The sequence below is a fragment of the Synechococcus sp. BL107 genome, assembly GCF_000153805.1.
Taxonomy (GTDB): Bacteria; Cyanobacteriota; Cyanobacteriia; order PCC-6307; family Cyanobiaceae; genus Parasynechococcus.
In genome coordinates, this window is sequence record NZ_DS022298.1 from 759,501 (window position 1) to 784,113 (window position 24,613).

Annotated in this window: 24 protein-coding genes and 2 tRNA genes; 8 read left to right on the plus strand and 18 right to left on the minus strand. The window is 57.0% G+C overall.

Features of this window, described 5'->3' with window-relative positions; genetic code table 11:
- Positions 1–53: 53 nt before the first annotated feature.
- Positions 54–932 carry an ATP-dependent sacrificial sulfur transferase LarE gene (gene larE, locus BL107_RS03815; protein WP_037988021.1) on the plus strand — a complete coding sequence of 293 codons (879 nt, stop codon included), beginning with the start codon at positions 54–56 and terminating at the stop codon, positions 930–932.
- An 8-nt stretch (positions 933–940) separates the two neighbouring features.
- On the opposite strand, the gene speD is transcribed toward larE, so the two are convergent.
- Both speD and recF read right to left on the minus strand, forming a co-directional pair.
- Positions 941–1,402 carry an adenosylmethionine decarboxylase gene (gene speD / locus BL107_RS03820; RefSeq protein ID WP_009788953.1) on the minus strand — a complete coding sequence of 154 codons (462 nt, stop codon included), beginning with the start codon at positions 1,400–1,402 and terminating at the stop codon, positions 941–943.
- A gap of 30 nt (positions 1,403–1,432) precedes the next feature.
- Positions 1,433–2,527 carry a DNA replication/repair protein RecF gene (gene recF / locus BL107_RS03825; RefSeq protein ID WP_232192753.1) on the minus strand — a complete coding sequence of 365 codons (1,095 nt, stop codon included), beginning with the start codon at positions 2,525–2,527 and terminating at the stop codon, positions 1,433–1,435.
- Between the two features lie 106 nt (positions 2,528–2,633).
- On the opposite strand from recF, the gene BL107_RS03830 reads away from it, so the two are divergent.
- Positions 2,634–2,707: transfer RNA gene (locus BL107_RS03830), tRNA-Arg, on the plus strand.
- Between the two features lie 17 nt (positions 2,708–2,724).
- Here BL107_RS03830 and BL107_RS03835 read toward each other — a convergent pair.
- From BL107_RS03835 to BL107_RS03870, 8 genes are all read right to left on the minus strand, one after another.
- Positions 2,725–3,180, minus strand: a complete 456-nt coding sequence (locus tag BL107_RS03835; protein ID WP_009788956.1) for a hypothetical protein — start codon at positions 3,178–3,180, stop codon at positions 2,725–2,727.
- A gap of 3 nt (positions 3,181–3,183) precedes the next feature.
- Positions 3,184–6,171 carry a phosphoenolpyruvate carboxylase gene (gene ppc, locus BL107_RS03840; protein WP_009788958.1) on the minus strand — a complete coding sequence of 996 codons (2,988 nt, stop codon included), beginning with the start codon at positions 6,169–6,171 and terminating at the stop codon, positions 3,184–3,186.
- A gap of 30 nt (positions 6,172–6,201) precedes the next feature.
- A complete protein-coding gene (gene gshA, locus BL107_RS03845; protein WP_009788959.1) occupies positions 6,202–7,344 on the minus strand; it encodes a glutamate--cysteine ligase in 1,143 nt (380 codons plus the stop codon).
- Positions 7,341–8,861, minus strand: a complete 1,521-nt coding sequence (locus tag BL107_RS03850) for an anthranilate synthase component I (protein WP_009788960.1) — start codon at positions 8,859–8,861, stop codon at positions 7,341–7,343. Before BL107_RS03850 ends, gshA begins: the two co-directional genes overlap by 4 nt.
- Positions 8,862–8,919: 58 nt before the next feature.
- Positions 8,920–9,351 carry a photosystem I reaction center subunit II PsaD gene (locus tag BL107_RS03855; protein WP_009788961.1) on the minus strand — a complete coding sequence of 144 codons (432 nt, stop codon included), beginning with the start codon at positions 9,349–9,351 and terminating at the stop codon, positions 8,920–8,922.
- Between the two features lie 113 nt (positions 9,352–9,464).
- A complete protein-coding gene (locus BL107_RS03860; RefSeq protein WP_009788962.1) occupies positions 9,465–10,832 on the minus strand; it encodes a sensor histidine kinase KdpD in 1,368 nt (455 codons plus the stop codon).
- Complete coding sequence (gene rodA / locus BL107_RS03865; protein WP_009788963.1) at positions 10,829–12,067, minus strand: rod shape-determining protein RodA; 1,239 nt, start codon at positions 12,065–12,067, stop codon at positions 10,829–10,831. Before rodA ends, BL107_RS03860 begins: the two co-directional genes overlap by 4 nt.
- Before the next feature lie 2 nt (positions 12,068–12,069).
- Entirely contained in the window at positions 12,070–13,152 is a 1,083-nt protein-coding gene (locus BL107_RS03870) for an Mrp/NBP35 family ATP-binding protein (protein WP_009788964.1), read from the minus strand.
- Positions 13,153–13,268: 116 nt separating this feature from the next.
- Between BL107_RS03870 and hemF the strand changes: the two genes are divergently transcribed.
- Positions 13,269–14,357: an oxygen-dependent coproporphyrinogen oxidase gene (gene hemF, locus BL107_RS03875; RefSeq protein ID WP_037988024.1), complete on the plus strand. Its 1,089-nt coding sequence runs from the start codon at positions 13,269–13,271 to the stop codon at positions 14,355–14,357.
- Here the strand turns inward: hemF and BL107_RS03880 are convergent.
- The 3 genes from BL107_RS03880 to BL107_RS03890 all read right to left on the minus strand — a co-directional run bounded on the left by BL107_RS03880 (position 14,350) and on the right by BL107_RS03890 (position 16,201).
- Positions 14,350–15,180, minus strand: a complete 831-nt coding sequence (locus BL107_RS03880; protein ID WP_037988027.1) for a hypothetical protein — start codon at positions 15,178–15,180, stop codon at positions 14,350–14,352. The genes hemF and BL107_RS03880 overlap by 8 nt on opposite strands.
- A 3-nt stretch (positions 15,181–15,183) precedes the next feature.
- Positions 15,184–15,741: a cofactor assembly of complex C subunit B gene (locus BL107_RS03885; protein ID WP_009788967.1), complete on the minus strand. Its 558-nt coding sequence runs from the start codon at positions 15,739–15,741 to the stop codon at positions 15,184–15,186.
- A 64-nt stretch (positions 15,742–15,805) separates the two neighbouring features.
- Complete coding sequence (locus BL107_RS03890) at positions 15,806–16,201, minus strand: helix-turn-helix transcriptional regulator (RefSeq protein ID WP_009788968.1); 396 nt, start codon at positions 16,199–16,201, stop codon at positions 15,806–15,808.
- Positions 16,202–16,303: 102 nt separating this feature from the next.
- On the opposite strand from BL107_RS03890, the gene BL107_RS03895 reads away from it, so the two are divergent.
- On the plus strand, positions 16,304–16,948 hold the full coding sequence (locus BL107_RS03895; protein ID WP_009788969.1) for a ribonuclease D: 645 nt from the start codon (positions 16,304–16,306) through the stop codon (positions 16,946–16,948).
- A gap of 14 nt (positions 16,949–16,962) precedes the next feature.
- Here BL107_RS03895 and BL107_RS03900 read toward each other — a convergent pair whose 3' ends face one another.
- Positions 16,963–17,220 carry a hypothetical protein gene (locus BL107_RS03900; protein ID WP_009788970.1) on the minus strand — a complete coding sequence of 86 codons (258 nt, stop codon included), beginning with the start codon at positions 17,218–17,220 and terminating at the stop codon, positions 16,963–16,965.
- A 25-nt stretch (positions 17,221–17,245) separates the two neighbouring features.
- Positions 17,246–18,454 carry a lipid-A-disaccharide synthase-related protein gene (locus tag BL107_RS03905; protein ID WP_037988733.1) on the minus strand — a complete coding sequence of 403 codons (1,209 nt, stop codon included), beginning with the start codon at positions 18,452–18,454 and terminating at the stop codon, positions 17,246–17,248.
- 60 nt (positions 18,455–18,514) lie between these two features.
- Here BL107_RS03905 and BL107_RS03910 point away from each other — a divergent pair.
- Together BL107_RS03910 and BL107_RS03915 are read left to right on the plus strand one after the other, a co-directional pair.
- A tRNA-Cys gene (locus tag BL107_RS03910) sits at positions 18,515–18,585 on the plus strand.
- A 370-nt stretch (positions 18,586–18,955) separates the two neighbouring features.
- On the plus strand, positions 18,956–19,939 hold the full coding sequence (locus BL107_RS03915; protein ID WP_037988030.1) for an aldo/keto reductase: 984 nt from the start codon (positions 18,956–18,958) through the stop codon (positions 19,937–19,939).
- 11 nt (positions 19,940–19,950) lie between these two features.
- On the opposite strand, the gene BL107_RS03920 is transcribed toward BL107_RS03915, so the two are convergent.
- Together BL107_RS03920 and purM are read right to left on the minus strand one after the other, a co-directional pair.
- Complete coding sequence (locus tag BL107_RS03920) at positions 19,951–20,571, minus strand: hypothetical protein (RefSeq protein ID WP_037988031.1); 621 nt, start codon at positions 20,569–20,571, stop codon at positions 19,951–19,953.
- A 118-nt stretch (positions 20,572–20,689) separates the two neighbouring features.
- Positions 20,690–21,727, minus strand: a complete 1,038-nt coding sequence (gene purM, locus BL107_RS03925) for a phosphoribosylformylglycinamidine cyclo-ligase (protein ID WP_009788976.1) — start codon at positions 21,725–21,727, stop codon at positions 20,690–20,692.
- Between the two features lie 286 nt (positions 21,728–22,013).
- Between purM and BL107_RS03930 the strand changes: the two genes are divergently transcribed.
- Both BL107_RS03930 and BL107_RS03935 read left to right on the plus strand, forming a co-directional pair.
- Positions 22,014–22,601 (plus strand): septal ring lytic transglycosylase RlpA family protein, encoded by a 588-nt coding sequence (locus tag BL107_RS03930; protein WP_009788977.1) that lies wholly within the window; start codon positions 22,014–22,016, stop codon positions 22,599–22,601.
- Positions 22,598–24,124 carry a bifunctional pantoate--beta-alanine ligase/(d)CMP kinase gene (locus BL107_RS03935; RefSeq protein WP_071984226.1) on the plus strand — a complete coding sequence of 509 codons (1,527 nt, stop codon included), beginning with the start codon at positions 22,598–22,600 and terminating at the stop codon, positions 24,122–24,124. Before BL107_RS03930 ends, BL107_RS03935 begins: the two co-directional genes overlap by 4 nt.
- On the opposite strand, the gene BL107_RS03940 is transcribed toward BL107_RS03935, so the two are convergent.
- Complete coding sequence (locus BL107_RS03940; protein WP_009788979.1) at positions 24,108–24,581, minus strand: low molecular weight protein-tyrosine-phosphatase; 474 nt, start codon at positions 24,579–24,581, stop codon at positions 24,108–24,110. The genes BL107_RS03935 and BL107_RS03940 overlap by 17 nt on opposite strands.
- Positions 24,582–24,613: the final 32 nt, after the last annotated feature.

The window sequence follows — 24,613 nt, forward strand, 5'->3', positions numbered from 1 at the left end:
GGTGCCGGCTCTTACCGTTGGAGCCTAACGACATCGCCCCGTTTCATCTGCTGATGTTCCAGTTGCAGGAGTTATTGCCGAAAAAGCAGGAGCAGCAGCTAGCAGACCTCCGCCAATGGATGGAGGTGTCTTCGTCGCTTTGCATCGCCTATTCAGGTGGGGTCGACAGCACTCTTGTTGCGGCGATTGCCTACGAGTGCAAAGGCGAATCTGCTGTTGCGGTAACAGGCGTGTCTCCGGCGTTGGCGCCCCACCTTCTGCAAGAAGCACGTCATCAGGCCGGTTGGATTGGGATCCGTCATCAGGAGCTGCCCACGGCGGAACTTGAGGATCCCGCCTACAGCAGCAACCCTGTGGATCGCTGCTTTGCCTGCAAACGGGAATTGCACCGACACCTCAAACCGATTGCAACAGCAGCTGGGGATGCCTTGGTGATTGATGGCGTGAATTTGGACGATCTCGGCGATCACAGACCAGGAATTGATGCAGCGCGTCAGGCCGGAGTGCGCTCTCCGCTTGCTGAATTGAAGATTGACAAGGCCACGATTCGTCAGCTATCCCGTGCCCTTGGGTTCCCCTGGTGGGATAAGCCGGCTCAACCGTGTTTGTCGTCTCGTTTCCCCTATGGCGAAGGGATTACGGCGGAACGTCTCAACCAGGTGGGACAAGCCGAAGCTTGGTTGATTGCTCGGGGGTTTCAACGTGTGCGCGTCCGCAGCCATGGGCTTGCTGCACGGATTGAAGTCCCAGAGGAACAGATCAGTGCCGTGTTGGCGTTGTCATCGACCGATGGGCTTGTGGCATTTTTTCAATCCCTGGGTTTCACCTCGGTGAGCTTGGACCTCGAGGGACTCGTGAGCGGAAAGCTGAATCGAAAGCATGGGTCCGATAACAACCGTCGCTTAGAACAGGTTGTTATCGGCGATGGCTGAACCCAGGTTCAAAGGGTGATCGACACCGCAGACGGCTCGCGAACTCCTGTTGCGATGTCCGCAGGCGTTTCCCTGAGAAAGCTTTTTAGGGCATGACGCTTGGCCAGCAAGGCCTCACACAGCACAGCACAAGCCTGTTCGGGCATGGTGTGGTCACCACAGGTGAACACGTCAACGGCTGCGTACCCAGATTCAGGCCAGGTGTGGATGGAAATGTGGGACTCAGCCAGTAAGGCCAATCCAGTCACCCCTTGGGGCTCGAATCGATGGGTGATCAAATTGAGCAGCGTGGCACCAGCACGTTTTGCTGCAGTTGTGATGGTGGTCCGCAAAAAAGATTCGTCGTTGAGCCGGCTGGGATCACATTCATACAGCTCGAGAATGCAATGTTTGCCCACCATGTCGGTGGCTTGAAGGGCGGTGTCCCCCCATCCCGGGTGGGGATGCAGGGCAGACAAGCTCTGCTCCATCAGGCGAAAATTGAAAAACAGGTGACGAGACTATCCGACGTTCATTCCTTCTTTGAGTTCATTTTCCCCAAGAATCTGAGCCTCCTGACGCCAGCCCTCGTGAAAACCATCGAGATGGGTGGCACTAATCAGGCATTGGTGGTCATTCCCAACGGCCTCCAAGAGAAGTTGTTGACGGATTGGATCGAGTTCGGCGAGCACGTCATCAAGGAGCAAGAGCGGCGGTTCCCCACAAAGTTCCTTGACTAGCTCTAGTTCGGCGAGCTTCAGGCCTAGGACCAGTGAACGCTGCTGACCTGCGGACCCAAAGCGACGGGCGGGGCTTTCGCCGAGCACCATGTTGATCTCATCGCGATGCGGTCCGACGCGGCAGTTCCCGAGACGTTCTTCGTCCTCCCGTTGGTTGCGTAGTTGTTCTTCAATTGCCAACCGCCAGGGTTCTTCGGCTTCCTCCCCATCCAGTCGACTTCCCGGTTGATAGCGAAGCTCTAGACGTTCTTTCCCGCTGCTGAGATGCGATTGCCAACGCTGGGCAATCGGTTCAAGGCGGTGCAAGGCCCGGCGTCGGCGTCGATGGATGCGGGTGCTGATCAGGGCCATTTGAACGTCGAAGGCATCGAGGAGCCCACTGCGTTCTGCAGTGTTTTGTCGGTGGCTACGCCACAGCTGACTTCTTTGCCGAAGTAAGCGGGTATATCGGCTGATCAGATCCGCATAGACAGGTTCCAGTTGCAGCACCACCCGGTCGAGCCATTGGCGGCGTAGGGCTGGTTCGCCCCGCACGAGGTCTAGATCAAGGGCACTAAAGCCGATACAGCGCAGGGGGCCAATCAGATCCAGTTGCCGATCCAGCACTTTGCCGTTGCGTCGAGCTTGGCGGCCCCCACGCCGACGTAATTCGAGTTCCAAGCGGTCGCCATCCCCCACGTCTGCACGCAGCAGAGCGAGTGGGCGATCCCATTGGATGAGGTCGCGATCCTGGCTGCAGCGATGGGAGCGCAGGCTGCCCAGTAGCTCCACGGCTTCAAGCAGATTGGATTTCCCGATCCCGTTGGGACCAATCACAAGCAAACGCGACTCGGTCAGCTCCAACTGCAGAACGGAGTGGTTCCGGAACCCCTGCAATTGGAGCTTGTGAAGCCGGATGGGTGATCGGGCGGTGCTTGGTTAAGGTACCTGTTAAGGACCGGTCTGTAGGCCGATCTTCTGCTGCGGCATCCAGCCGATCAGTGGGCATGTAGCTCAGTTGGATAGAGCATCAGATTCCGGTTCTGAGGGTCGGGGGTTCGAGTCCCTCCATGCTCGTGTTTATCCGTTGCGACTTAGTTCAGCCTGAGTCCCATCGCTCGAATTCCATTCGGATCAATCACAAATCCGTTGCCGCGCAATGCTTCGAGGGCTGATTGTGGTGCAGATACCGACAGGCTGCATCCCGGCAGATCGCGGCGCAGGATGTGAAGAGCTCGATGCACAACAACGGCGTAGATATCGGCTTGATCAGGGCCTGGCCGTGCTGCGAGGTTCCAAAGATTGGCGTTCAGGGCTAGGTCGCTCGTGGCTCGAACGAATCCGACGAGTTCGTCCCCCGCTTCTTCAAAAATGCTGATCTGCCAAAGGCTGCGCTCTAGCGCGAGGGGCCACCGTTGTTCATCGTGGGTGGTCTCTTGACACGATTCAAGCAGCCGATTGATGGCGGCTGGGCTTGGGGTCGTAGTGGTGTCGAGCCTGTATCCGCTTGGCAGTTTGGGGACGGCAGGCTGTTGAAGGAAGGGAAGCAAGGTTCAGCCGGTGTTGCGCATGCCAGCAGCGATGCCATTCAGGGTGAGTAGGGCTCCTCGGAGCAGCTCACTACGGCTGTAAGTGCGGGTGTCTTCGGGTGCTCCTGGACTTTCACTCATCGGCGGTTGACGATTTTGATCCCGTAGCCGTTTCAGCAGCGCAACCTGGAGAAATCCCAGGGGCACGATGGTGCGATTCCGGAGGTCCACGGAAAGCTGCAATCCCTGATCGGCTCCGAGTAACCGTGGTTGTCCAGTGATCTCCAAGACCAGTTTGCGCGTTAAGGCGTATTCCGTCGAAATCACAGCAAAGATTGCCTCAAAGGCCTCACGTTGCTCTGGTTTGCCCAGGCTGTTCATGTAGTGATGCGCCAAGTCGAGATCCACTTTGGAGAGGGTCATCTCCACCTTGGAAATGAGGGTTCGGAAAAATGGCCAGCGCTGGTGCAGTCGCCGTAAAAGATCGAGTTGCTCTGGGTCTGCTTTCACCTCTTCGGCTAAGGCTGTGCCGAAGCCAAACCAACTCGGGAGCAAAAACCGGCTTTGTGTCCAGCCAAAGACCCAAGGGATTGCCCGCAAGCTCGACAGATCTTTGGCTCCAGTTTTGCGTCGGGCGGGTCGACTGGAGATTTGCAGCTTGCTGATCTCCTCAATCGGTGTCACCTGCTGGAAGAAAGCCACCAGGTCGGGGTTGTCATGCACCAAGGCGCGGTAATGCTCACGGGAGCGTGCAGAGAGCCGACTCATCAGTTGGTTCCAGCTCGGTGTGGCATCGAGCTGATTGGTCACCAAGCTGTTCTGTACAACGGCTGTGGTTACCGTTTCAAGGTTGTAAAGGGCAAGCTCCGGCAGGCTGTACTTCGAAGCCAGCACCTCCCCTTGCTCGGTGATTTTGATGCGACCCTGAAGGGTTCCACTGGGCTGGGCCAGGATGGCCTGATATGCCGGTCCACCGCCACGGCTCACGGAACCGCCGCGACCATGAAACAGGCGAAGGGCAACGCCCTGTCGACTGGATAGGTCTTGGAGGGCAAGTTGGGCTTGGTGGATCTCCCAGTTGCTCGAGAGGAAGCCTGAGTCTTTATTGCTGTCGGAGTAGCCAAGCATGAGCTCCTGTAGGGGCTGGCCTTGGATCCCCACCATCGGGAGTAGGTCGCGATAAAGGGGTGTATTGAACAGCTCGTCCATGACGGCTGGTGCACGTTGTAGATCTTCCACCGTTTCGAACAGTGGCACCACCAGCAGGGACGCTTTGCGGGCGGCTGGATCAACCAATCCCGCTTCCTTCGCGAGCAATAACACCTCCAAGAGATCGGAGGCCGTGTGGCTCATCGAGATCACATAGGAGTGGCAGATCCGCTGGCCGAATTCCTCTTGCAGTCGATGCAACATGCGGAAAACGGCCATGGTCTCCGCGGTGGTCTCTGACCAGCGAACTGCCGTAGGAATTAACGGACGGCGGGTACGGAGCTCTTCGATCAACCAGGCCACACGCGTGGACTCTTCCATCTCGCCGTAGGGCTGTGGCAACTCGAGAAAACGCGTGAGTTCATCAATTGCATCGCTATGGCGGGTGCTCTCCTGACGGATATCGAGACTGGCTAGTGAGAAACCAAAGATATGGACTTGATGCAGCAGGGTGTCGAGCTGTTCACAGGTGAGCTCGGTGCCGATCAAGCTGTTGCGGATCAGTTCCAAGTCGTTTCGGAATTGATCGACGGAGGTGTAATGGAGCGCCTCTGAGCCAGGCGGTCCATCGGTTGGAATGGCATCTTTCGGACTCTTCCACCCCGCATCTGAAAGCTGATCGTTGCGCTTCAGCGTGCGTTCCAAGCGTTCGAGGATGTAGCTCAGCTTCAGTCGGTAAGGCTCGAGTCGGTAACGCGCCGCGCGTCGTTCATAGATCTCTGGGAAGCGCAGCCGGTCCATTTCTAAGGACTCCAGCAACGCAGGAGCAACCTGGCTCCACTGCATTGAAATGCTCAGCTGATTGCGAAGTGCCTGCACCGAGCTGATGTACAGCTCAAGCATGAGCTGACGCTGATAACAAGCGGTGCGCCAAGTGATCTCTGTTGTGACGGAGGGATTGCCATCCCGATCGGAACCAACCCAAGATCCAAAGGTGCAGAACGAAGCCTGCGGAACCTGTACATCGGGGTAGTGGCGGTGAAGTGATGATGTGAGCCGTCGCCGCAGTTGGGGCATGGCTTCGAACAGCACTTGCTGGAAGTAATGAAGGGTTGAATCCACTTCATCGAGAACCGTTGGCTTGAACTGATGCAGCTCATCGGTCCGCCACCAAAGCCGAATTTCCTCTTCGAGTTGTTGACGCAAGTCGTCCTTGACTTGAAGCGCCATGGGCGAGTCGGACTGCAGTTGTTGGAGAAGATTGGCGACCCGTCGCTGCTTATGGCGGACGGTATGGCGAACAATCTCTGTGGGATGGGCGGTAAAGACCAGTCGAATATCCAGCTCCTGAAGCAGGGCTTCAACTTGGGCTGGCGGCACGTTCATGCGCCGGAGTCGCTCGAAGACTTCGCCGAATGTGGCGGGGTCGGTTTGGCTCGCCAATGGGGGAGCAAAGGGGTCAAAGGCCTCCCGGCGGCCTCCGTCCTCCGATTTCCGGGGACTGAGGCTGTCGAGGTAGCTGTCTTCCTCGATGCGTTGTTCGAGGATGTTGATCAGCTGGAAGTAAAGCGAGAAAGCTCTCGCGGCTGCAATCGCTTCTGAAAGATCCATGGCACGGATCAATTCAACAATCGCTTCGCTTGTACTTTTCCCGTCTCGCCCCTCCAGGGCGACGGGATCACTCAGCTGTTTTAACCGCAGTAAGCGATCACTTTGTTCCGGCGGACACTCGCTGCGCAGAACCGTCTGCCAAAGGTCTTCCACCAACACCAAACGGTTCTGGAGCAATCGTCCGGCACCGGGAGTCACACCGCTCTCCTTGGGCTGTTCGCCTTGGAGTGCATGGGCGGTGGACTCGGGCATGAAGACTCTGCGCTGCTCGGGACTCCATGATCATCCCAAAGAGAGGCGCGCGATGGGGCGTTGGAGCTCTTGCTCCTTCATTTCTTCGATTGAGGCTTGAAGTAACTGCGAGATGTCATCACCCTTTGAATGTGCTGCGGCCCAGCGCATCGCTTGATTTCCGTCCTTGAGAACCGCATGAAGTGGCGTGAGGACTGATTCGAGATTGAGTTGTGCCGCCATAGGCGTGACGTCATCGATCAGCGATTGGATCCAATCGCTGCAGCGAATGGTCTGACCGTCTTTCCAGTGGTGGAGTTCAGCCTCGAGGCTGGCGTGAGCGACAGCTGCATCATTGCTGTCACTGAGCGTCGCCAGCTCGTCTGCCGAGAGGGAACTAGCGAGCAGCGGGTCGAGGCGTTCACGCTGATCGCGTAACGACAACAATCTCAGTTCGAGAAACGCCGTCATGGCGAGGAGCTCATCGGGGTTTGTGACGAGGTCGCAAATGCGAAGCTCGACGCGATTCAAGTCATGGGGACGGGCTGGACCATTGGGTCGAACTGACGTCCATAGGTGTCGCTCATTGCGCATGCTCTTGCAGGCCAATTGCGCTTCCACCCACTCGATGTAATGGCGATGATCCCGAAACAGGGGCACCTGCGCGGGGGTGAGTGGAAATTGTTGCCAACGCTGGGAATGGTGCCCTGTGAAACGTCCATCTAAAAATGGTGAGCTGGCGCTCAGCGCTAGAAGAAGGGCGGCTTCACAGCGCACGAGCCGCACCGCTGCAAATAACCACTCGGGATCGGTAATGCCGAGATTGATATGAATGCTGGCGGTGACAACCCTCGTGCCGTAGGTCGATTCAATAAAGCTGTGATATGGATTCTCAGGATCAGAACGCTCAAAGCAGCTGCTGTCTCCGAGGCTGAGGGTGCTGCCTGGAAGCAAGGTGAGATTGCGGGAGGCGAGCCAGGTTCTCAACCGACGACGCGGTTGAAGGAGCGCTTCGCTGAGTTGGCCGTATTCAGCGATTGGAGCTGTGATGTACTCCACATTGCGACAGTCAGGTTCGGTGACGAAATCATCGAGAGCTGCCGCTACATCGCTGGCGACGCCAACGTTTTGGCCGGAGGGTAATCCTGTGAATAACTCGACTTCGAAGCCCTTGAGTAAAAGAGGTGAAGTCATGATTCAGCCGGGTTTAAACAAGCCAAAGCGGTGAGCATGGCGCGGGCTTTGTTGAGGGTTTCTTCGTATTCGGCCGTTGGCTTGGAATCGGCCACGACGCCAGCCCCAGCTTGGACCTTCACCCGACAGCCTCCGCTGCCATTGGGTTGCACGACCATCGTGCGGATCGTGATGGCCGTATTCAGTGCACCGGCCAAGTCAACGGAGCCGTACACCCCTGAGTAGGGCCCTCGCGCATCGGGTTCCAGAGCATGGATGAGTTGCATAGCCCGAATTTTTGGAGCGCCACTCACTGTCCCTGCTGGGAATGAGGCCATGAGCAGATCCCAAACGTCATGGTGTGGAGCAAGACATCCTTCCACTTCACTCACGATGTGCATCACGTGGGAGTAGCGCTCAATCACCATGAGGTCTTTGACGGAAACACTTCCGGGTAAACAGACGCGCCCGAGATCATTTCGTCCGAGGTCAACGAGCATGACGTGCTCGGCACGTTCCTTGGGGTCGGCTAGCAGGTCTACTTCAAGGTCTCGGTCTTCCAGTGGGGTTTTCCCGCGGGGTCGCGTCCCGGCGATTGGACGCAAGCTGGCCTGAATGCCGTTGGCGGCTGGTTCCGCTTGCACCATGACCTCAGGGCTGGATCCGATGAGCTGCCAATCACCGAAATCGAAGAAGGCCATATATGGCGAGGGATTCACCATCCGCAGGCTGCGGTAAAGCTCCAATGGGCTCTGGGGAACATGGGCCTCGAGTCGCTGGCTGATCACCAGCTGGAACACATCTCCCGCTGCGATATGGCTTTTGGCGGTTCGAACGGCCGTTTCAAATTCGGCTTGGCTGCGATTGCTGGAAACATCAGGCAGATCGCGAGCATTGGCATCCCACTGCAAGGGCTCGACCGCTGGAAGTGGAGCGTTCATGCGCTCCCTCAATCTTTCGATTCGGGCCAAAGCGCTCTGCCAGGCCTCATCTTCTGAGGCTCCGCTGGTGAGATCACCAAAGGCAACGGCTGTGATCTGGCGCTTCACCTGATCGAAGATCAGGATGGCATCCATCATCATCCAGATCCCATCGGGTGGATCGCTGCTCAGCCTGGGGTGAACGGGAACGGTGGGCTCAATCCATTGGATGAGCTCATACCCCCACATTCCGTAGATCTGCCCGAGGGGCGGCAGCCCGGGCAAATTGACGCACTCGTAAGGATTAAGCCAAGTCCGTAGGGATTGGAGGGGGTTCCCTTCCAGACTGTCTTCACGTCCATCTCTCCACCGCCGGATGAGTTGATTGCCCCTTGCTGATGCTGTCCAAAGGGGATCACAAGCGATCACACTCCATCGACCCAGGGTTTCACCCCCTTCGACGGATTCCAGCAAAACTCCTGGTGGATGGTTGGCACCAACCTTGATCCAGGTGGTGAGAGGCGTTTCCAGATCTGCTGGCCAGCTCTGGGCCAATGGAATCAGATTGGCGCCGTTGGCTGCAGCCTTGCGAAAGGCGTCGCGATCAGGACTGAACATGCGTGCATCATTACAGCCCTTTCCCAGGAGTCAGAGCCCCTGGGAAGTGCTGACCGACTTAAGAGTCGTAGGTATTGCGACCGCTGAATTTGATGGTGGATGGGTCGACGTTCTGTCCGATCCGGCGGGGGTTGTGGCCCACCATGGGACGTCCCTCATTCACCTTTTCAGAGAACACACCATCTTTGGGGTGGAGGAATTCGGTATCACCGCCGGGATAGATGCGGTAAATCTTGAAGTCTTCGATCCGAGGCTTGAACTTGGTGCGCAATTGGGTGCCAAGTGCCAGGCACTGCTCTTTGCGAGCGAAATACATCAAATTTTCGCCCGAATTCATCATTGCTGCACCACCCGTAGGTAGTTCAAAGGCTTGAGCTGAGTTGCTGCTCCAGGTGATCGCGTACTTCTCCTCTGTTTCCGCGGAGTTCAGCAAGCCACCAGTGCTGGCGATGTGCTGAGGCAGCTGACCATTCAACGCCGATGCTGTCATGGTGAAAAAAATCCAGACGGGCTGATTGATTTGAAAAGTAGCACCGCGATCAGACCGTAATTCGTGGGCCGATAGCAAGCTTCACACCCCTGAACAAACGCGATGGTTTGGGATCAATCAGCGTCGCTCTGGACCGGAAAAAATACGGTGAGATCTCGGTCTCGACGGGGTTGATACCGACCTCCCAGGCTCGCCATCATTTGTCGGGTGGCGTCTTGACTGAGTTGAAGGCTTCCCGTCGTTGGATCCCAACTCAACACAGTGCCCAGCTCCTCCCTGGCCGGAGAAGCATTGGCTGGGCTTGTGGCACTGCCCGGCAGAACCACATGGAGTTGGAGCTTTACGCGCGCTCCTGCGGCTTGAAGTCCAAGGTGTAATTCGCTTCCTCCCGGGAGGCCGCGGCTGCTCCGGTCAATCAAGCCGCCCAACATGGCTTCCAAGCGGTGGGAGTCACTCATCACAGTGGGTAAGCCGCGATCCAAATCCAGGCTCAGGCTGATTTCGCGTCGCTTGAGTTGCTCGCTCCAACCCGGCGCCAAGCTGCGCAGAATCGACTCCAGATCGGTGTGGGCCAAGTTGGCTTCAGTGGGCTGACGTTGGAGTTCCGCAGCATGAAAAATCAATCCAAATCGATCGATCTGTTCACTGCATTCCACATCAATTTGTTTGAGGCGTTTCATCACCAGGTCTGGCAGATCCTTGCGACGGACTAAGGAACGGATCAATGTGCGGATCGTGGCCAGAGGCGTTCGCACCTCATGGGTCAGTGCTTCCAGCAAGTTGAGGTCGTCTGAGGCGTTCTCTGGTTTTGTTGCTGGGGAGACAACGGGTTGCAGCATCAGCGCAGGCGCAGACACCGTCAGCCGTTCAGCGATGCTGGGCCAAAATCGCCCTGTGAAATCGTCATCACTGTGGAGAGGCCCCAGGGCTTCCAGGGCGGCATGAAGTTGCTCCGCATCGTTTGGAGATTGATCTTTTAAGCGTCGTCCGAGCAGAGACAAAACGTCGCCCAAGCTGGTGGGGTCGCAGCGCATCAGCAATTGACGTTGCTGCGGTTCTCCATGCAGAGCCAACGCCACCTGCAAGCAAGGTGTGATGACCAAAAGCACAGGGTCTTGGCCATCGTCGTGGCGCAAGGCAAGGCGTTGGTAGTTGAAAAGCCCCTCGCCTCTAGCTTCCATTCCCCCTTTGATGGGGAGTCCTAGGCGAGCCGGTAGCGCCGCCACCCCGCGTCTCAATTGATCGAGATGTTCTGGCGCCCAAACCCATCCCTGGAGATGTTGAAGGAGCTCGGGTTCATGTAGCGCTGGAAGGGGGGCTGCGAGCCAGATCCCTTGGCTGACGTTGAGGCGAATCAGTTCCTGTTGGAGGGTGTCCAGGGCCGCCCACCACAGGCGGCGAACACCGATCTCGTCGCATTGTCCAGGGTGCACTCCTTCGGCAAGTCGCTTCCGCAGGTCGGTGAAGGTGGGTGAGCTCAACGGAGGCCAGCGAAGGAGCGACGGCTTTCGCGGACCACCGAGAGGCACAGTCCCAAGGAAATGAAATTCACGACCATCGCTGAGCGTCCATAGCTCAGGAATGGCAAGGGAATTCCAGTCACAGGACCAAGGCCGATGGTCATAAAGATGTTCACAACCACTTGGAACATCAGCATCGTGCCGATGCCGATTACCACGAGAGATTCGAAATCACTGCGCGCATGTCTGGCGACTTGAAGCAATCGTGCCATCAATAAAGCAAAGCCCAGAACAACGAGAAGGCACCCGATAAAGCCGGTTTCTTCTCCGAGAGCACTAAAGATGAAATCGGTGTGTTGTTCAGGTATGAATCTCAGTTTTGTGAGTTGACCCTGCAACAGTCCTGCCCCAAATAGGCCTCCAGATCCAATGCCTACGGTGCTTTGCAGGAGGTGGTATCCACCACCTAGGGGATCTTGACTGGGATCAAGAAACAGCACGAGCCTGTCGCGTTGATAGTCCTTTAAACCATGCATCCATAGCCATGGAGTCACGATGGCCATGGCTCCATGGATCGCGATCGTGATGGTTGAAGCGAAGCGTTTCCAGGGCAACGACCGATAGGCCAGCAGTGCCATCAATGGGATCCAGATGACCATCGCCCACGGAAAAATGCCGGCGAATAGAGCTGTTACGAGCGGGGATAGGAGCAAAATGACCCACTCAATGGGCATTCCAGACCAATAGAGCATCGTCAACATCAGGGCCCCGAAAACGAGGGAGGTGCCGAGATCGGGCTGGATGAAAACCAGTAGCCACGGAATTGAGATCACCCCAAGCGGGCGTAAGACATCCACCGGTCGTTCCACTGGATGCTTTGAAAGCACAGCGGCAAGCAGAAGAATCGCCGCAATTTTGGCGAATTCCGAGGGTTGAACATGAATGCCTCCAATGCTGATCCAGCGTTGGGCGCCAAGGGCGGTGGTGCCAATGAGGCGAACCGCAACCAGGCTGGCGACGGTGAGCCCGAAGATTGGAAGGAGAAATGGTTTAAGCCGCTGGAGCGGTAAGCGCTCGAGGATGAACGCCACGACAACGCCGACGCCCGCCGTAATCCAGTGGTGGTACCAATCCGCGTAGTCCGCTTGGCGCTGAGTGCTCGCAATGAGAAGACCAGCAATGGCGACCATGCCGATCGGTAACCCCCAAAGAATCCACTCCCGTTGAGGTTTTTGGCGGGGATTCCTGGCGAACATGCTCAGGCCGGCGTCGCGACCTGTTGCTGAACCCGTTCGGCAAGGGCTGTGAACTCCTTTGCACTCGCAGAGCTGCTGCGGCTGATCACAATTGGACTGCCGCTGTCACCACCTTCCTGGACGGGCATCTCCATCGGAACTTGGGCCAACAACGGCACGTCATAGTCATCGGCCAGTCGACGCCCTCCGCCACTGCCGAATAGGGCGTATCGCCGATCGGGCATGTCGGGGGGAATGAAAGCGCTCATGTTTTCAACGACACCTAAAACTGGGATCCCCAGTTGTCGAAACATCGCTAAGCCACGGCGGGCATCTTGTAACGACACCAGTTGAGGCGTCGTCACGATGATCACGCCTGCCATGGGGACCGCTTGAGCCAGGGACAGCTGTGCGTCTCCGGTACCTGGCGGAAGATCCACGACGAGAACGTCCCGTTCACCCCATTCCGCCTGGTACAAAAACTGGCGGATGATGCCATTCAGCATCGGCCCTCGCCAGATCACTGGCTGATGCTCATCGATGAGGAGTCCCATGGACACCATGGCGATGCCGCAACTCTCAATCGGCTTGATTCTTTGCGTGTCTCCGCTGCCGGTGACTTCAGGTGTTTGGTTGGCGATCCCCAGCATGGTGGGAGCGTTGGGGCCGTAGATGTCTGCATCTAAAAGGCCAACCTTCAATCCTTGTTGAGCCAAAGCGCAGGCGAGATTGACGGCCACCGTGCTTTTGCCGACGCCCCCTTTGCCGCTGCTAACCGCGATGACTTGACGAACACCTGGAATCGATTGGCGTTCAGCCGGTTGACCATGGCCCGCCTGGCCGATGCTGCCCTGGCTGGGAGTGGGCGCTTGACCCACTTCAATTTGGACGTCGTTGATTCCCTCAAGACCCATCAAAAGCTCGCGAGCTTCAGCGGCAATACGTTCACGCTGGCTTTGGGCAAACCCAGGAAGATTGAGACGAAAGACTGCCCGTGGCGGAGTAATGCGGACCTGATCAATCCAGCCAAGTTCCAGTGTGGTTTTGCCGCTTCCAGCGTCTTTGATCTGTTCGAGCGCCCTGGTCGCCTGCTCGGCCGATGTCATCTGTTGCTCTGATCAGGTTCAAATTCTAGGGGGGCTCCCATGACAGACCCTCACGGTGTCTTGTCGTGGCCTGGTCTGACCTGTTTAAGTTTTTTCACTGGTTTCATTTTGAAGGAATGGTCCGCGCCCTGATTCGCCGCGTTCTCGGACGCCAGGAGAACGATCAATCCACGCCCCAGCTGGAGCTGCCGCCCACCGATTCGCGGGATCGGGCCCGTTCGATGGTGATGGGATTGCAAGACGAAATCTGCGCGGGTCTTGAGGCACTGGATGGGGAGGGGCGATTCCAAGAAGAAAGTTGGGTTCGCCCTGAGGGTGGAGGTGGCCGCTCGCGCGTGATGCGCGAAGGGCGGGTGTTTGAGCAGGGGGGTGTGAATTTCTCTGAGGTTCAGGGAAACGAGTTACCGCCCTCAATCCTGAAACAACGGCCAGAAGCCAAGGGACATCCTTGGTTTGCCACCGGGACGTCGATGGTGCTGCATCCCCGTAATCCCTATATCCCGACGGTGCATCTCAATTACCGGTATTTCGAGGCTGGTCCCGTCTGGTGGTTTGGAGGTGGAGCGGATCTCACGCCTTATTACCCCTTTCTCGACGATGCACGTCACTTCCATCGCACCCATCAACAGGCCTGCAATTCTGTGCATCCCAACCTGCACAAGGTGTTTAAGCCATGGTGCGACGAATACTTTTACTTGAAACACCGCAATGAAACCCGTGGTGTTGGTGGAATTTTTTATGACTACCAGGATTCGAGAGGAACGCTCTACAAGGGGCAGGATCCAACAGGGGCAGCAGCCAAGGTTTCATCGGAACTGGGTGCAACCCCGCTGAGTTGGGAACAACTGTTCAGCCTTGGTCAGGCCAATGGCAGAGCATTTTTGCCGTCCTATGCACCGATTGTCGAAAAGCGCCATGCGACGTCCTATGGCGATCGCGAGCGGGATTTTCAGCTCTACCGCCGTGGTCGCTATGTGGAGTTCAACCTTGTGTGGGATCGCGGCACGATTTTTGGACTCCAAACCAACGGTCGGACGGAATCGATCCTGATGTCGTTGCCACCACTGGTGCGTTGGGAGTACGGGTATACCGCTGAGGCTGGCTCTCGCGAAGCCCTTTTAACGGACTTGTTCACGACTCCCCAAGATTGGTTGGGCGATCCATCGCTTGAAGATCGTTGCCGGCCTCATCAGGCGATCAACTAACCCCTTTCATCAGAGCGTTAACGACCCTTGCACCCAGGCATTCAATGGTCTGGGCTCGTGTTGTTTGATCGCGAAGTTTTTGCTCCAACGGAGGCTCGAGCATCCCTATCTCAAGAATGCCGATTCCGCGTCGAGGGCCTCCAAGACCGCCTCGAAACAATCTGGGGAAGCGTCCAAAAGACTGGGCGATGGACTCATCCAGCTCATTCAGAGGGCGATTAAGGGCGGGGATCAGTCCCGAACCAAATCCGTAGGGGCTGTAGGCATCGAAGTGAATTTCAAGGATGTAGTGCCCCTTGCCGGAGCGAACGCGAGCTTGCGACCAATTGGTTCTGGGGTCGTTGTCATCTCGGATGGTGAGTGAGGGCGGGACATACGAGGTGATGTTCAGACCTCGCTCCCGTCCGAGACGCACAACGGCGTTTTGCACTTGCAGATTCCAGTAGAGCTCGTCACGCATGGAGCCGTCCATTGGCGGCTGTTTGCGGACGTCAACGGCATAGCCAGGCGTTCCAGCACTACCCAGGTTTTGAGAGTCGGCATGGCCTGCCATCACCACGATCGGGGTGGTTGACGGCACTGCCCCTCGACCGACCCACCGTCCGGACTGTTTGGTGCGGCGGCCCAGCAAGGGATCCGGATTCGCTGCCAGCGGGCAGTTGTTGAGGTCGGATCCAAGGCGTTGCGGGGTTACAGGCTTCGCCACGGGTAACCAATTTTGTTGGCTGTGAGCCTGATGACAGCCCATCCCCGTGAAGGCCAAAACGCTGATGGACAGCGGAACAGAGATGGTTGGGCGACGCATCCAGTTCGGGAAAGGCATGGTTTAGATGGGTGATGTCAGCAGGGATCCATCACTCGCAAGCTGGAGCGACTCGGCCAGTTCGAGTTCAATTGCAATTAATTCATCCCGGTGCGCTCGCAACCGCAAGGCGCTTCCTCCCTGGGCTGGTGCATCCAGTAGGCGCAATTCCAGCGTTTCCGTGCGCGCAGCGCGGCTGCTGTAGATCACGCCAGCAAGAGGGCCTAGGCCCACGAGCGGTAGAAGCGACCACCAGGCCAGTTGGGGCGCTAGCTGCTGCAGTACCAATCCGAAGCAGGCTGAGCCGATGGTGCCAAGAATGGACAGCAAAATGGCGAGGGGTTGGCTTGAGGCCACCTGTCCTTGAAAGCGAAGAACCTGTCGTTCTGCGTCGCCGCCATTGCGGCTCCAGCCGCGTTGTTCCAGCCAGTTGCTGAGTCCTTCCAGAACGGCCAGTGGAGATTGCGGTGAAGTGATATCCACCACAGTTGTGCGGTCCTTGCTGGCAGCGCGCAAGAAAAACACCAGACCAATGGCTAGGAGGATTGTGAGCAGCAGGACGGACTGGAAACCCGACGGCATGGATCCCCCTCAATTCGATGCCCCCTTTCTAAGGGGGACCGTTTCGAAGGGGGACCGTTTCGATTCAGTTCAATGCGAATCGATGGGAATCCAGCCATGTTCTCCATGGGCCCATCAGGCGTTCGGCTTCGTTGCGTGCTGAAGCTTGTAGGTGCAACATCCGGCGTGGGCGGCCCCTTGATGGGCAGCGTTGGGTGTAGCTGCTGATCGATCCTTGTTGCTCAAGGAAGTCCAAAGCCTGTTGAAGCACAGTCTCAGACAGTCGTAATTGGGGTTCGGCTTGGATCAGCTTCTGCAGGAGACAGGAGGGGTAACTGTCGTCCTTGAGAAGGCATTCCAAAATCCAGCACACCGCGAGTTCCAGATCGAGGAACTGTGGTGGTGGCTGATGAAAGTACTGTTCGATGTCTGCGAGGCAGGTGCGTGAGGGCTTGCGACGAGAGAACACGACGAGGAACACACTTCCCCCATCAAAGTCGATCTCATTTTGAGTTTCAAGAGGGATTGGCTTGGATTTTCAGATCTCCGCCGGCGAGACTGGGTTGATTCATCTGCTGGGTCCATGGCCGGTTCTCCTTCCATTCCTGCCGAGTTCGCTGTGTTCGATGGGGACTTGGATGCGTCTTGGACGGAGCGATATCTCCAAATGCCCAGTCTTGCGGTCGATACCGAAGCCATGGGTCTGATCCATGGCCGCGATCGCCTTTGTTTGGTTCAGATCGCTGATGCGCAAGATCGTGTCGCGTGCGTGCGGATCGGTCTGGGTCAATCCACTGCCCCCAACCTTCAGCGTTTGTTTGAGGCCGCATCCGTGGAGAAGGTGTTTCACTTCGCTCGCTTCGATGTGGCTGCCCTTGCGGCTGGGCTTGATATTGCTGTTCAGCCCTTGTTTTGCACCAAGGTGGGCAGCCGTTTGGGACGGACATACACCCCACGACACGGATTGAAGGACTTGGTGATGGAGTTGGTGGGAGTCGAACTCGATAAGGGAGCTCAGAGCAGCGATTGGGGACGGGTTGATGAGCTCACTGATGTGCAGCTCGCCTACGCCGCTAACGATGTTCGCTACTTACTCCCAGCGAGAAATCAGCTGGAAACGATGTTGCGTCGGGAGGGGCGCTGGGAGTTGGCGCAGCGCTGTTTCACCTGTATTCCCGTAATAGCTGAATTGGATCGGATGCGGTTTAACCAAACCTTTGAGCATTGAGCTCGATCTGGTCGTTAGTCCTCAAGGATGAAATTGCTGTTGCCCTCACTGTCTTTGAGTAGATCGTCAAGGGTCGCAGCACTTTCGCTGCCACTCTTATCGAGGGCATCCAACATCGACTGGACAAGCAACCGACGCGTCTCCACATCACGCTTCCCCTCTTTGGCGGCGGCTTGATCCACTTGGCGCCGAGCACTCGCCAAGCTGATGCTGAGTTTGCTGGCGAGCTGGGCGCAGAGTTTTACGTATACCGGATCTTGGATCGACGCCATCGCTCTCTTCTCGGGCTCCTCAGTATCAGTGCAGGTGATCAAGGATCAGCCTGGCGAGCCGATCGCTACCCCCTGATGCTCCCATGCGCCGCTGGCCAATCTGGCCCAGCCTCCTGCGCAAATCTGCGTCTGCAAGAAGATGTTCGAGGGCCGTTGCCAGCGCAATCGGGGATGAATAAGGCTGAACTGAGCCGCCAAGTAATCGACTTTGCCTGCGCGCAAAGCTTGTCTTGAATTGGGGGCCGGGACCCGGTAATGAAAGGGCTGGAATGCCAAGGCCTACCAGCTGTTCCGTGGCTGTTCCAGCCGTGGCAAGGCCCACTTCAGCCCAGCCGCTCCAGCTTTCAAAACAGGATCGTCCAATGAGCAGCATGCAGGGGCCCTTCACCCAACAGCTTTCTGCGTTGAGTTGATCGGATGGAGGCAAACTTTGCCTGAAGCCCAGCTGTTCCAAGCTTCTTTGAAACCCGTCCTCTGAGGGTTCGGCTCCCGCTGCGACAAGGAAAGCCATCGGCACCGCTGAATTCACCAGATTGATCGCCCTCAGCAAACGATCAAAGTTCGCCTGGGCTTCAGGCATTCGGCTTCCACACAACACAAGCACTCTTCGGCACCGCTGAAGTGCTGTCGGAATCGTCCGTCGTTGGAGGCCATCCATCATTGGATTGCCGGGCGCTTGGGCCGCCACCCGATGGCGACGCAGTCCTCGGGCTGTGAGTTGATCACGCATCGCAACCCATTGGCACCGCTTGGAGCGCATCAACATCCATTCCCAGGGATCCCATTCACTGCCCTTCAGGCGGTGATATCGATCGCTCAGATGTCGGCCAGGACCGCTTCGCCAGGTGTAATCGCTTTTTGGCGTTCCAATGAATCCAAAACCAGCGCCACTGGCCCAGGCCATCAGCAGAGGTAAAAGATCCCCAACGGCGACCAGAAAGCGTCCTTGCTGAGCCCGTCGTTGAACGAGTTGCCATTGACCCCAGCTCAAGAGCGGTAATCCCGCTCCAAGATCTCGTAGCAAGCCCCGCAGGCTTTGGTTGCTGAACCCCCCACTTGGCAGAGTTGCTGTTGGACCAATCCGTTGCAGCCAACCTGCCTTCACCGCTGCTGTAAAGGCTCTCCCTTGGCCCACCAGAGGCATCACTTCCAATGGAAGTTGAGGTTTGAGGCGATGGACCGCCTCCAGGATGCGCAGGGCGATGAGATCTTCTCCATGGCCGTTGCAGATCACCAGAAGTGCTGTTGAACCATGGCTGATACGATCCTTTTGAGGGACTAGACGTTCCCCTGCGGCGGCATGGCCAAGTGGTAAGGCAGAGGATTGCAAATCCTTTATCCCCAGTTCGAATCTGGGTGCCGCCTTTTTCAAGATCGACCGAACGAGTCGCAACGTTTGCTGTTTGGGTGGTCTTTCGTTCGACAACACAATCGGTTTAACGGCTGGGCACCGTTTCATTGATTCCAGTCTCCCAAATCTCCTTGGGATTCACGCGTTTCATCAACGCTTCAAAATTGCCCTTGGCTTCGACGGTCTCTTCCATTTAGTAGTCGTTGTCTGCAACGCACATACCCAAGCAACGGATTCCGTTGTTTGCTGTGCGACGGCAGTGGTTGCACAGAATTCGTTCGACCTCCGCTGGCGCGATTTCATCTGCGGTTTGGGGTGAGAGGCACGGAGATGATTCCGACGCTTTGTGGTCAGACATCAAAAATTTGATTCGGGAAGGTGATCATGGCTGGCAGAGGCTCGTGCCGGTTGAACAGCATCGGTTTTGGAACCTGGGCCTGGGGCAACGAATTTGTATGGGGGTATGACCCAAACGCAGATGATGGGCGCCTAGCTGCCACGTTTCGCCAGGCTCTCAGCTCAGGTTTGAATCTCATCGACACGGCCGATTCCTACGGTACGGGTCGTTTAAATGGCCGCAGCGAAAGTCTTCTTGGAGGCTTTATTGATGCTCTGCCGGCATCGCGTCGTTCCCAATTAGTGGTGGCGACCAAGTTGGCTCCCTTTCCCTGGCGCCAGGGCCGAAGGGGGCTGAATCGCGCTTTTGATGCTAGTCGGGAGCGATTGCGTGGCCATTTGAAGCGGGTGCAATTGCACTGGAGTACAGCGCGGTATGCGCCTTGGCAGGAGGCGGCGCTCCTGGATGGCTTGGCCGATCTGGTTCAGGCTCAGCAAGTGGACGAGCTGGGGGTGTCGAATGTGGGGCCTCGCCGTTTGCGTTGGATGGAGACCCGGCTGAGGGAGCGAGGGGTCAAGCTGCGCAGTGTCCAAATCCAATGGTCGTTGTTGTCTCCGGGAGTGGCACAAGCGCAAGAGTTGTTGGATCTTTGTCAGTCGCTGGATATTGAAGTGTTGGCTTATAGCCCTTTGGCCTTTGGGGTGCTGGGCTGTAAGCCGGGCCAGACACCTCGGCCATCGACCTGGGTGCGCCAACGATTGTTTCGCCGACTCTTGCCGGACAGTCTTCAAATCAGGCAGCTGCTTGCAGCTATCGCGCAGGAACGGGGGGTATCGATGGTTCAGGTGGCCTTGAATTGGTGTCGAGCCACTGGAACATCGCCAATTCCAGGTCTTCGATCGCCTCGGCAAGCAATGGATGTGGCTGCGGCACTCACCTGGCAGTTATCGGATGCTGAATGCTTTGCACTCACGCAAGCGAGGGAGCGCTGCATCGCCCGCATGCCCTCCAATCCGTTTCAAAGCCGTTGAAGTGTCTGGGTTCAGGCTTCCGATACTGACTCGGGCGCTGGGCTTACCACCACTGGCAGGCTGTCGCTGTCGACTCGAATGGGTACGACCTTTTCTGTAGCCGGTGTCTCTGCTTCAGCCTCAGCTGCGGCAGCTTGTTGTTGTTCGCATGCCGTGAGCGCTTCTTGGAGCAGTGAATCGAAGGTGGCGCCGGGTAAGCGGTGGCGTGCAACTTCAAGAAACGTTCGGGGAAGAGATTCACCCGCTGCATGTCGGATGGCGGGATTGTTACGCCGTTGCTCTTGCTCTTCTTGGATGGCTCGCAAAAAACGCCGAGTCACATCGCGTTTAGTCGACGCTTTGATCAATGTGTCTCGGTCTTGCGGGCTGTGGCTGAGTTCTTGTTCCAGCTCTTGGATTCGACGTTCAAGGCTGGTGAAAACTTCGTCGGCTTCCTTATGAATATGGGATAACTGGCCGTCAGACAAATGTGGCATGTCTGCCACAAACACTTTTCCGTGGTCCCGAAGCGTTAAAAACGTTGGGCGCGGACTCTGCCGGTGGCCTGGGCCAGACTCAAGGGGACGTCTAGGGGGTACGGGGCCCGCCGATGAGCGACGCCGAGTAAGGCGCTGTGGCTTATCAAATGGCATAGAAAAAGACGATGTATCGGCGTTGCTATCGGAAAATCGTCCGATGTGCTCACACAACATTATTGACTTGATTGAGCTGTCGAGAGCTGAAATCCAACCAGGTTGGAAACTGATGCAATTAGCTGGGTAGTCCTTGTAAGGCTGAATGCTCCCCTGCAGGGGCCTTCAGCACTTCACCAATGACCCATGCCTGGTGGTTGTTCAAACGACAAACATCCAAGGCAGTTGGTTCCGCTTCTCTTGGTACGACGAGGCAGAACCCGATTCCCATATTGAACGTATGCCAAAGATCGCGTTCTGGAATCGCTCCTGCGGACTGCAGCCACTGAAATAAAGGAGATCGAGGCCATGCTTCAGCCTCGATTTTGGCCGTCGTGCCCTCTGGCAGACAGCGGGGCAAATTTTCAGGCAATCCCCCACCAGTGATGTGGGCCATGCCATGGATCCTGATGGCGTTGCTGAGGAGTTGTTGAACCAATGAGGCGTAGAGCGTTGTTGGAGCGAGAAGGTCGTTGAGGAGTCGTCGGTGATCAGGGCCGTATTGGGTGGTTTCGTTGATGCCTTCCTTCTCCAAAACCTTCCTGACGAGGCTGAATCCGTTGCTGTGCACTCCACTGCTGGCAATCCCGATGATGCGATCCCCCGGTGAAATGGATCGTCCATCGATGAGGTCGTCTTCCTCGACAACGGCAACGCAGAAGCCGGCGAGGTCGTATCTCCCTTTGGGGTAAAACCCTGGCATTTCAGCTGTTTCGCCTCCAAGTAGTGCACAACCGCTCTGACGGCAGCCATCTGCGATTCCCTCGACCACTTCGGCCATGGCGGTTGGGCTAAGAGCCCCAGTCGCCATGTAGTCGAGAAAAAACAAGGGAGCGGCTCCAGACGTGATCACGTCGTTGACGCACATCGCCACAAGATCAATGCCCACCCCGTGGTGGCAGTGATGGTTTTGGGCAAGCTCCAGCTTGGTGCCGACTCCGTCCGTCCCGGAAACCAGAAGGGGTTTGCGCAGGCCAGTTGGAAGACGCATGAGGCCACCAAATCCGCCGAGACCCCCAACTACTTCTGGGCGGTGGGTGGCTTCTACAGACGCTTTGATGCGCTGAACAAAAGCACGTCCAGCTTCTACATCAACACCTGCGCTCTTGTAGTCCATGGATTGAATCCGATTTCATGATCCTGCTCCTTCACCAAGTTGGTGGTCCGGGTGCACAGGTGTCCGCAGGCTGATCATGCCTGCTGATGTCAATCACGTCTTCCGCTTATCAATGGGTTTCGGCCTCTGTTGGGCGTCTATGCAGTGCTTGAGGCGATTCAAGGCGCTATCGCTGCGTCTTGGCTGTGCTGGGGCAGAGGTTCGTTCTTGAGGAGCGTGCTTCTCATTCCTGCCTAAGTTTTGGACTCCTCTTTTTTCAAAAACTTTCTTGGGTTAGCGCCGGGTGATGTCGGCTCTTGCTTTCGTTGGTTTGCATGGCATGCGAGTTCCTTTCACGCTGCTTCTGATCTGTGGAGCGATATCAGGTAGCGCAACGCTTCTACCCGTCGATGCAGCTGATTTTTTGGATCAGGATCTTGTTGACCCCATTGACCCCGGCGATCTGATTACACCTCCCGTGGTCACTCCCTCGGCATCGATTGAGGCCAGCTTGACCCCGGCTGACGTGGAAGAAGCCGAGGATCCGGCTCCTGCGCTGGCTGTGCTTCCTCCACCAAAAATCAAAGTTGTCCCGACCGTCGTTCGCGTGATCACGGGGGAGGCCAGTTGGTACGGACCAGGATTTTTTGGGAACCGCACAGCCAATGGTGAGGTGTACCAGCGGGGAACAATGACCGCAGCCCATCGCACCTTGCCGTTTGGCACCAAAGTTCGAGTCACCAATTTGTGGAATGGACGTTCGGAAGTGATTCGGATTAACGATCGTGGCCCCTTTGTGCACCACCGAGTGATTGATTTGGGCCATGGAGCCGCCAGCAGTCTTGGTTTAACCGCCTCTGGCATTGCTCAAGTTCGGCTCGAGGTATTGCGCTGAGTTTTCCCCTCCTACGCACCACTGCTCAACTCAACGATTGGATCACCACTCAGCAGGGTGATCTCCAATTTGTGCCCACGATGGGTGCTCTCCATGCTGGCCATGGAACCGTGATCCGCGCCGCGTCCGCGATGGGACCGGTCTTGGTGAGTGTGTTCGTGAATCCCCTGCAGTTCGGCCCTGACGAGGACTTGGCCCGATACCCCCGCCGTCTCGAGTCGGATTTGGCATTGGCAGAGCAATGGGGTGCTGCAGCGCTTTGGGCACCTTCGGCGGAACAGATCTACCCGCAGGGGGGGGAGCGTCATCCACCAACGATTCAAGTTCCGCCTGGTCTGCAGAAGCACCTTTGTGGAGCGGTGCGACCGGGACACTTCGATGGGGTCGTGACGGTTGTGGCCAGATTGTTGGATCTGGTTCGTCCCCGCCAGCTTTGGCTTGGTGAAAAGGATTGGCAGCAGCTTGTGATTCTTCGCTGGTTAGTCGCCCATTTGGCCCTACCGGTGATTGTTCAAGGTGTCGCCACCGTTCGAGAGGCCGATGGACTGGCCTTGAGTTCCAGGAATCAATACCTCTCGCCGGATCAGCGACGCATGGCCGCGGCATTGCCCAAGGCATTACAGGCGATCCGGGGAGATGCATCTGATCCGCTCTCAGCACTACGGGGATCTCTCTCTGATGCAGGCTTTGATGTGGAATACGTTCAACGCGTTGATCCCCGCACGCTTCAACCTTGTGGGCATGAGACAGCCATCTCATTGCTCGCAGCGGCTGTTCGCTGTGGCTCAACGCGGTTGATTGATCATGCGTTTTTAATGACTCGCCAGCCTCTTGTTGCTATCGATGGTCCGGCTGGAGCTGGAAAAAGCACGGTCACACGGGCGTTCGCGGAGCGCTTAGGGCTTGTGTATCTCGACACCGGGGCGATGTATCGCTCAGTGACTTGGTTTGTTCAGCAGCGAGGTGTTGATCCATCGGATGGTTTGGCCATTGAACCTCTGCTCAATGATCTAGATATCCAGCTGCAATCCCTACCGGGAGGGGCACAGCAGGTTCTTGTGAATGGAGAGGACGTGAGCACCGCGATTCGTTCCCCTGAGGTCACGGCCTCTGTGTCTGCCGTCGCTGCCCATCGGTCTGTGCGTCAAGCGTTAACGGTGCAGCAGAAAGCGATGGGTTCGAAGGGGGGACTGGTGGCGGAAGGACGGGATATTGGAACGGCTGTGTTCCCCGACGCTGACCTCAAAGTGTTTTTGACGGCCACCGTTGCTGAGCGAGCGCGACGTCGGGCTCTGGATTTAGAGCAGCGAGGGTTTGCGGTGCCAGATCGGGCGGATTTGGAAGCTCAGATCGCGGAGAGGGATCGTCTCGATAGCAGTCGAGAGGAAGCTCCTCTGATGCAGGCCGATGATGCCATCGAGCTTGTGACGGATGGCATGGACATTGATGTCGTGATTGAAGCCCTGGTGCGTTTGTTTCGTGACCGGGTGGCTGAAGAGGCTTGGCCTACTCCCCAGCGGTGAACTCATCGAGTAGTGCAGAACAGGAATCCTCGAGCAGGTCGAGGACGTGCTCGAAACCCGCTTCACCGCCGTAGTACGGGTCTGGGACTTCTGTTTCAGTGAAGTTTCGAGCAAAACTCAGCATTGTCTTCAGCTCCGCTGTGGCGCGGCCGCCCATCTCATCGGACAGGCTTCGTACCGCTGACAAGTTGGCATCGTCCATGGTGAGGATGAGATCGAAATCCACCAGGTCGTCAACACTGATCTGTCGGGCTCGACTGGGTAACTGAATCCCTCGGCGATTGGCTGCCGCCTGCATGCGGCGATCTGCTGGGTTCCCCACATGCCATCCACCTGTTCCTGCCGAATCCACTACAAATTGATCGGTGAGGTCGCGCTCGGCGAGTAAGTGCAAGAACACCCCCTCGGCAGCCGGAGATCGGCAAATATTCCCGAGGCAGACGAACAGAATCTTCAAGCTTCGGTCTTGGTTAGGTGTATTACGAAACG

Bases quoted from the DNA above. Each gene is read 5' to 3' on its own strand.
- larE (WP_037988021.1), top strand. From the start codon at position 54: ATGTTCCAGTTGCAGGAGTTATTGCCGAAAAAGCAGGAGCAGCAGCTA.
- speD (WP_009788953.1), bottom strand. From the start codon at position 1,402: ATGGAGCAGAGCTTGTCTGCCCTGCATCCCCACCCGGGATGGGGGGAC.
- ppc (WP_009788958.1), bottom strand. From the start codon at position 6,171: ATGCCCGAGTCCACCGCCCATGCACTCCAAGGCGAACAGCCCAAGGAG.
- gshA (WP_009788959.1), bottom strand. From the start codon at position 7,344: ATGACTTCACCTCTTTTACTCAAGGGCTTCGAAGTCGAGTTATTCACA.
- BL107_RS03850 (WP_009788960.1), bottom strand. From the start codon at position 8,861: ATGTTCAGTCCTGATCGCGACGCCTTTCGCAAGGCTGCAGCCAACGGC.
- BL107_RS03855 (WP_009788961.1), bottom strand. From the start codon at position 9,351: ATGACAGCATCGGCGTTGAATGGTCAGCTGCCTCAGCACATCGCCAGC.
- rodA (WP_009788963.1), bottom strand. From the start codon at position 12,067: ATGTTCGCCAGGAATCCCCGCCAAAAACCTCAACGGGAGTGGATTCTT.
- BL107_RS03870 (WP_009788964.1), bottom strand. From the start codon at position 13,152: ATGACATCGGCCGAGCAGGCGACCAGGGCGCTCGAACAGATCAAAGAC.
- hemF (WP_037988024.1), top strand. From the start codon at position 13,269: ATGGTCCGCGCCCTGATTCGCCGCGTTCTCGGACGCCAGGAGAACGAT.
- BL107_RS03880 (WP_037988027.1), bottom strand. From the start codon at position 15,180: ATGCCTTTCCCGAACTGGATGCGTCGCCCAACCATCTCTGTTCCGCTG.
- BL107_RS03885 (WP_009788967.1), bottom strand. From the start codon at position 15,741: ATGCCGTCGGGTTTCCAGTCCGTCCTGCTGCTCACAATCCTCCTAGCC.
- BL107_RS03895 (WP_009788969.1), top strand. From the start codon at position 16,304: ATGGCCGGTTCTCCTTCCATTCCTGCCGAGTTCGCTGTGTTCGATGGG.
- BL107_RS03900 (WP_009788970.1), bottom strand. From the start codon at position 17,220: ATGGCGTCGATCCAAGATCCGGTATACGTAAAACTCTGCGCCCAGCTC.
- BL107_RS03915 (WP_037988030.1), top strand. From the start codon at position 18,956: ATGGCTGGCAGAGGCTCGTGCCGGTTGAACAGCATCGGTTTTGGAACC.
- BL107_RS03920 (WP_037988031.1), bottom strand. From the start codon at position 20,571: ATGCCATTTGATAAGCCACAGCGCCTTACTCGGCGTCGCTCATCGGCG.
- purM (WP_009788976.1), bottom strand. From the start codon at position 21,727: ATGGACTACAAGAGCGCAGGTGTTGATGTAGAAGCTGGACGTGCTTTT.
- BL107_RS03930 (WP_009788977.1), top strand. From the start codon at position 22,014: ATGTCGGCTCTTGCTTTCGTTGGTTTGCATGGCATGCGAGTTCCTTTC.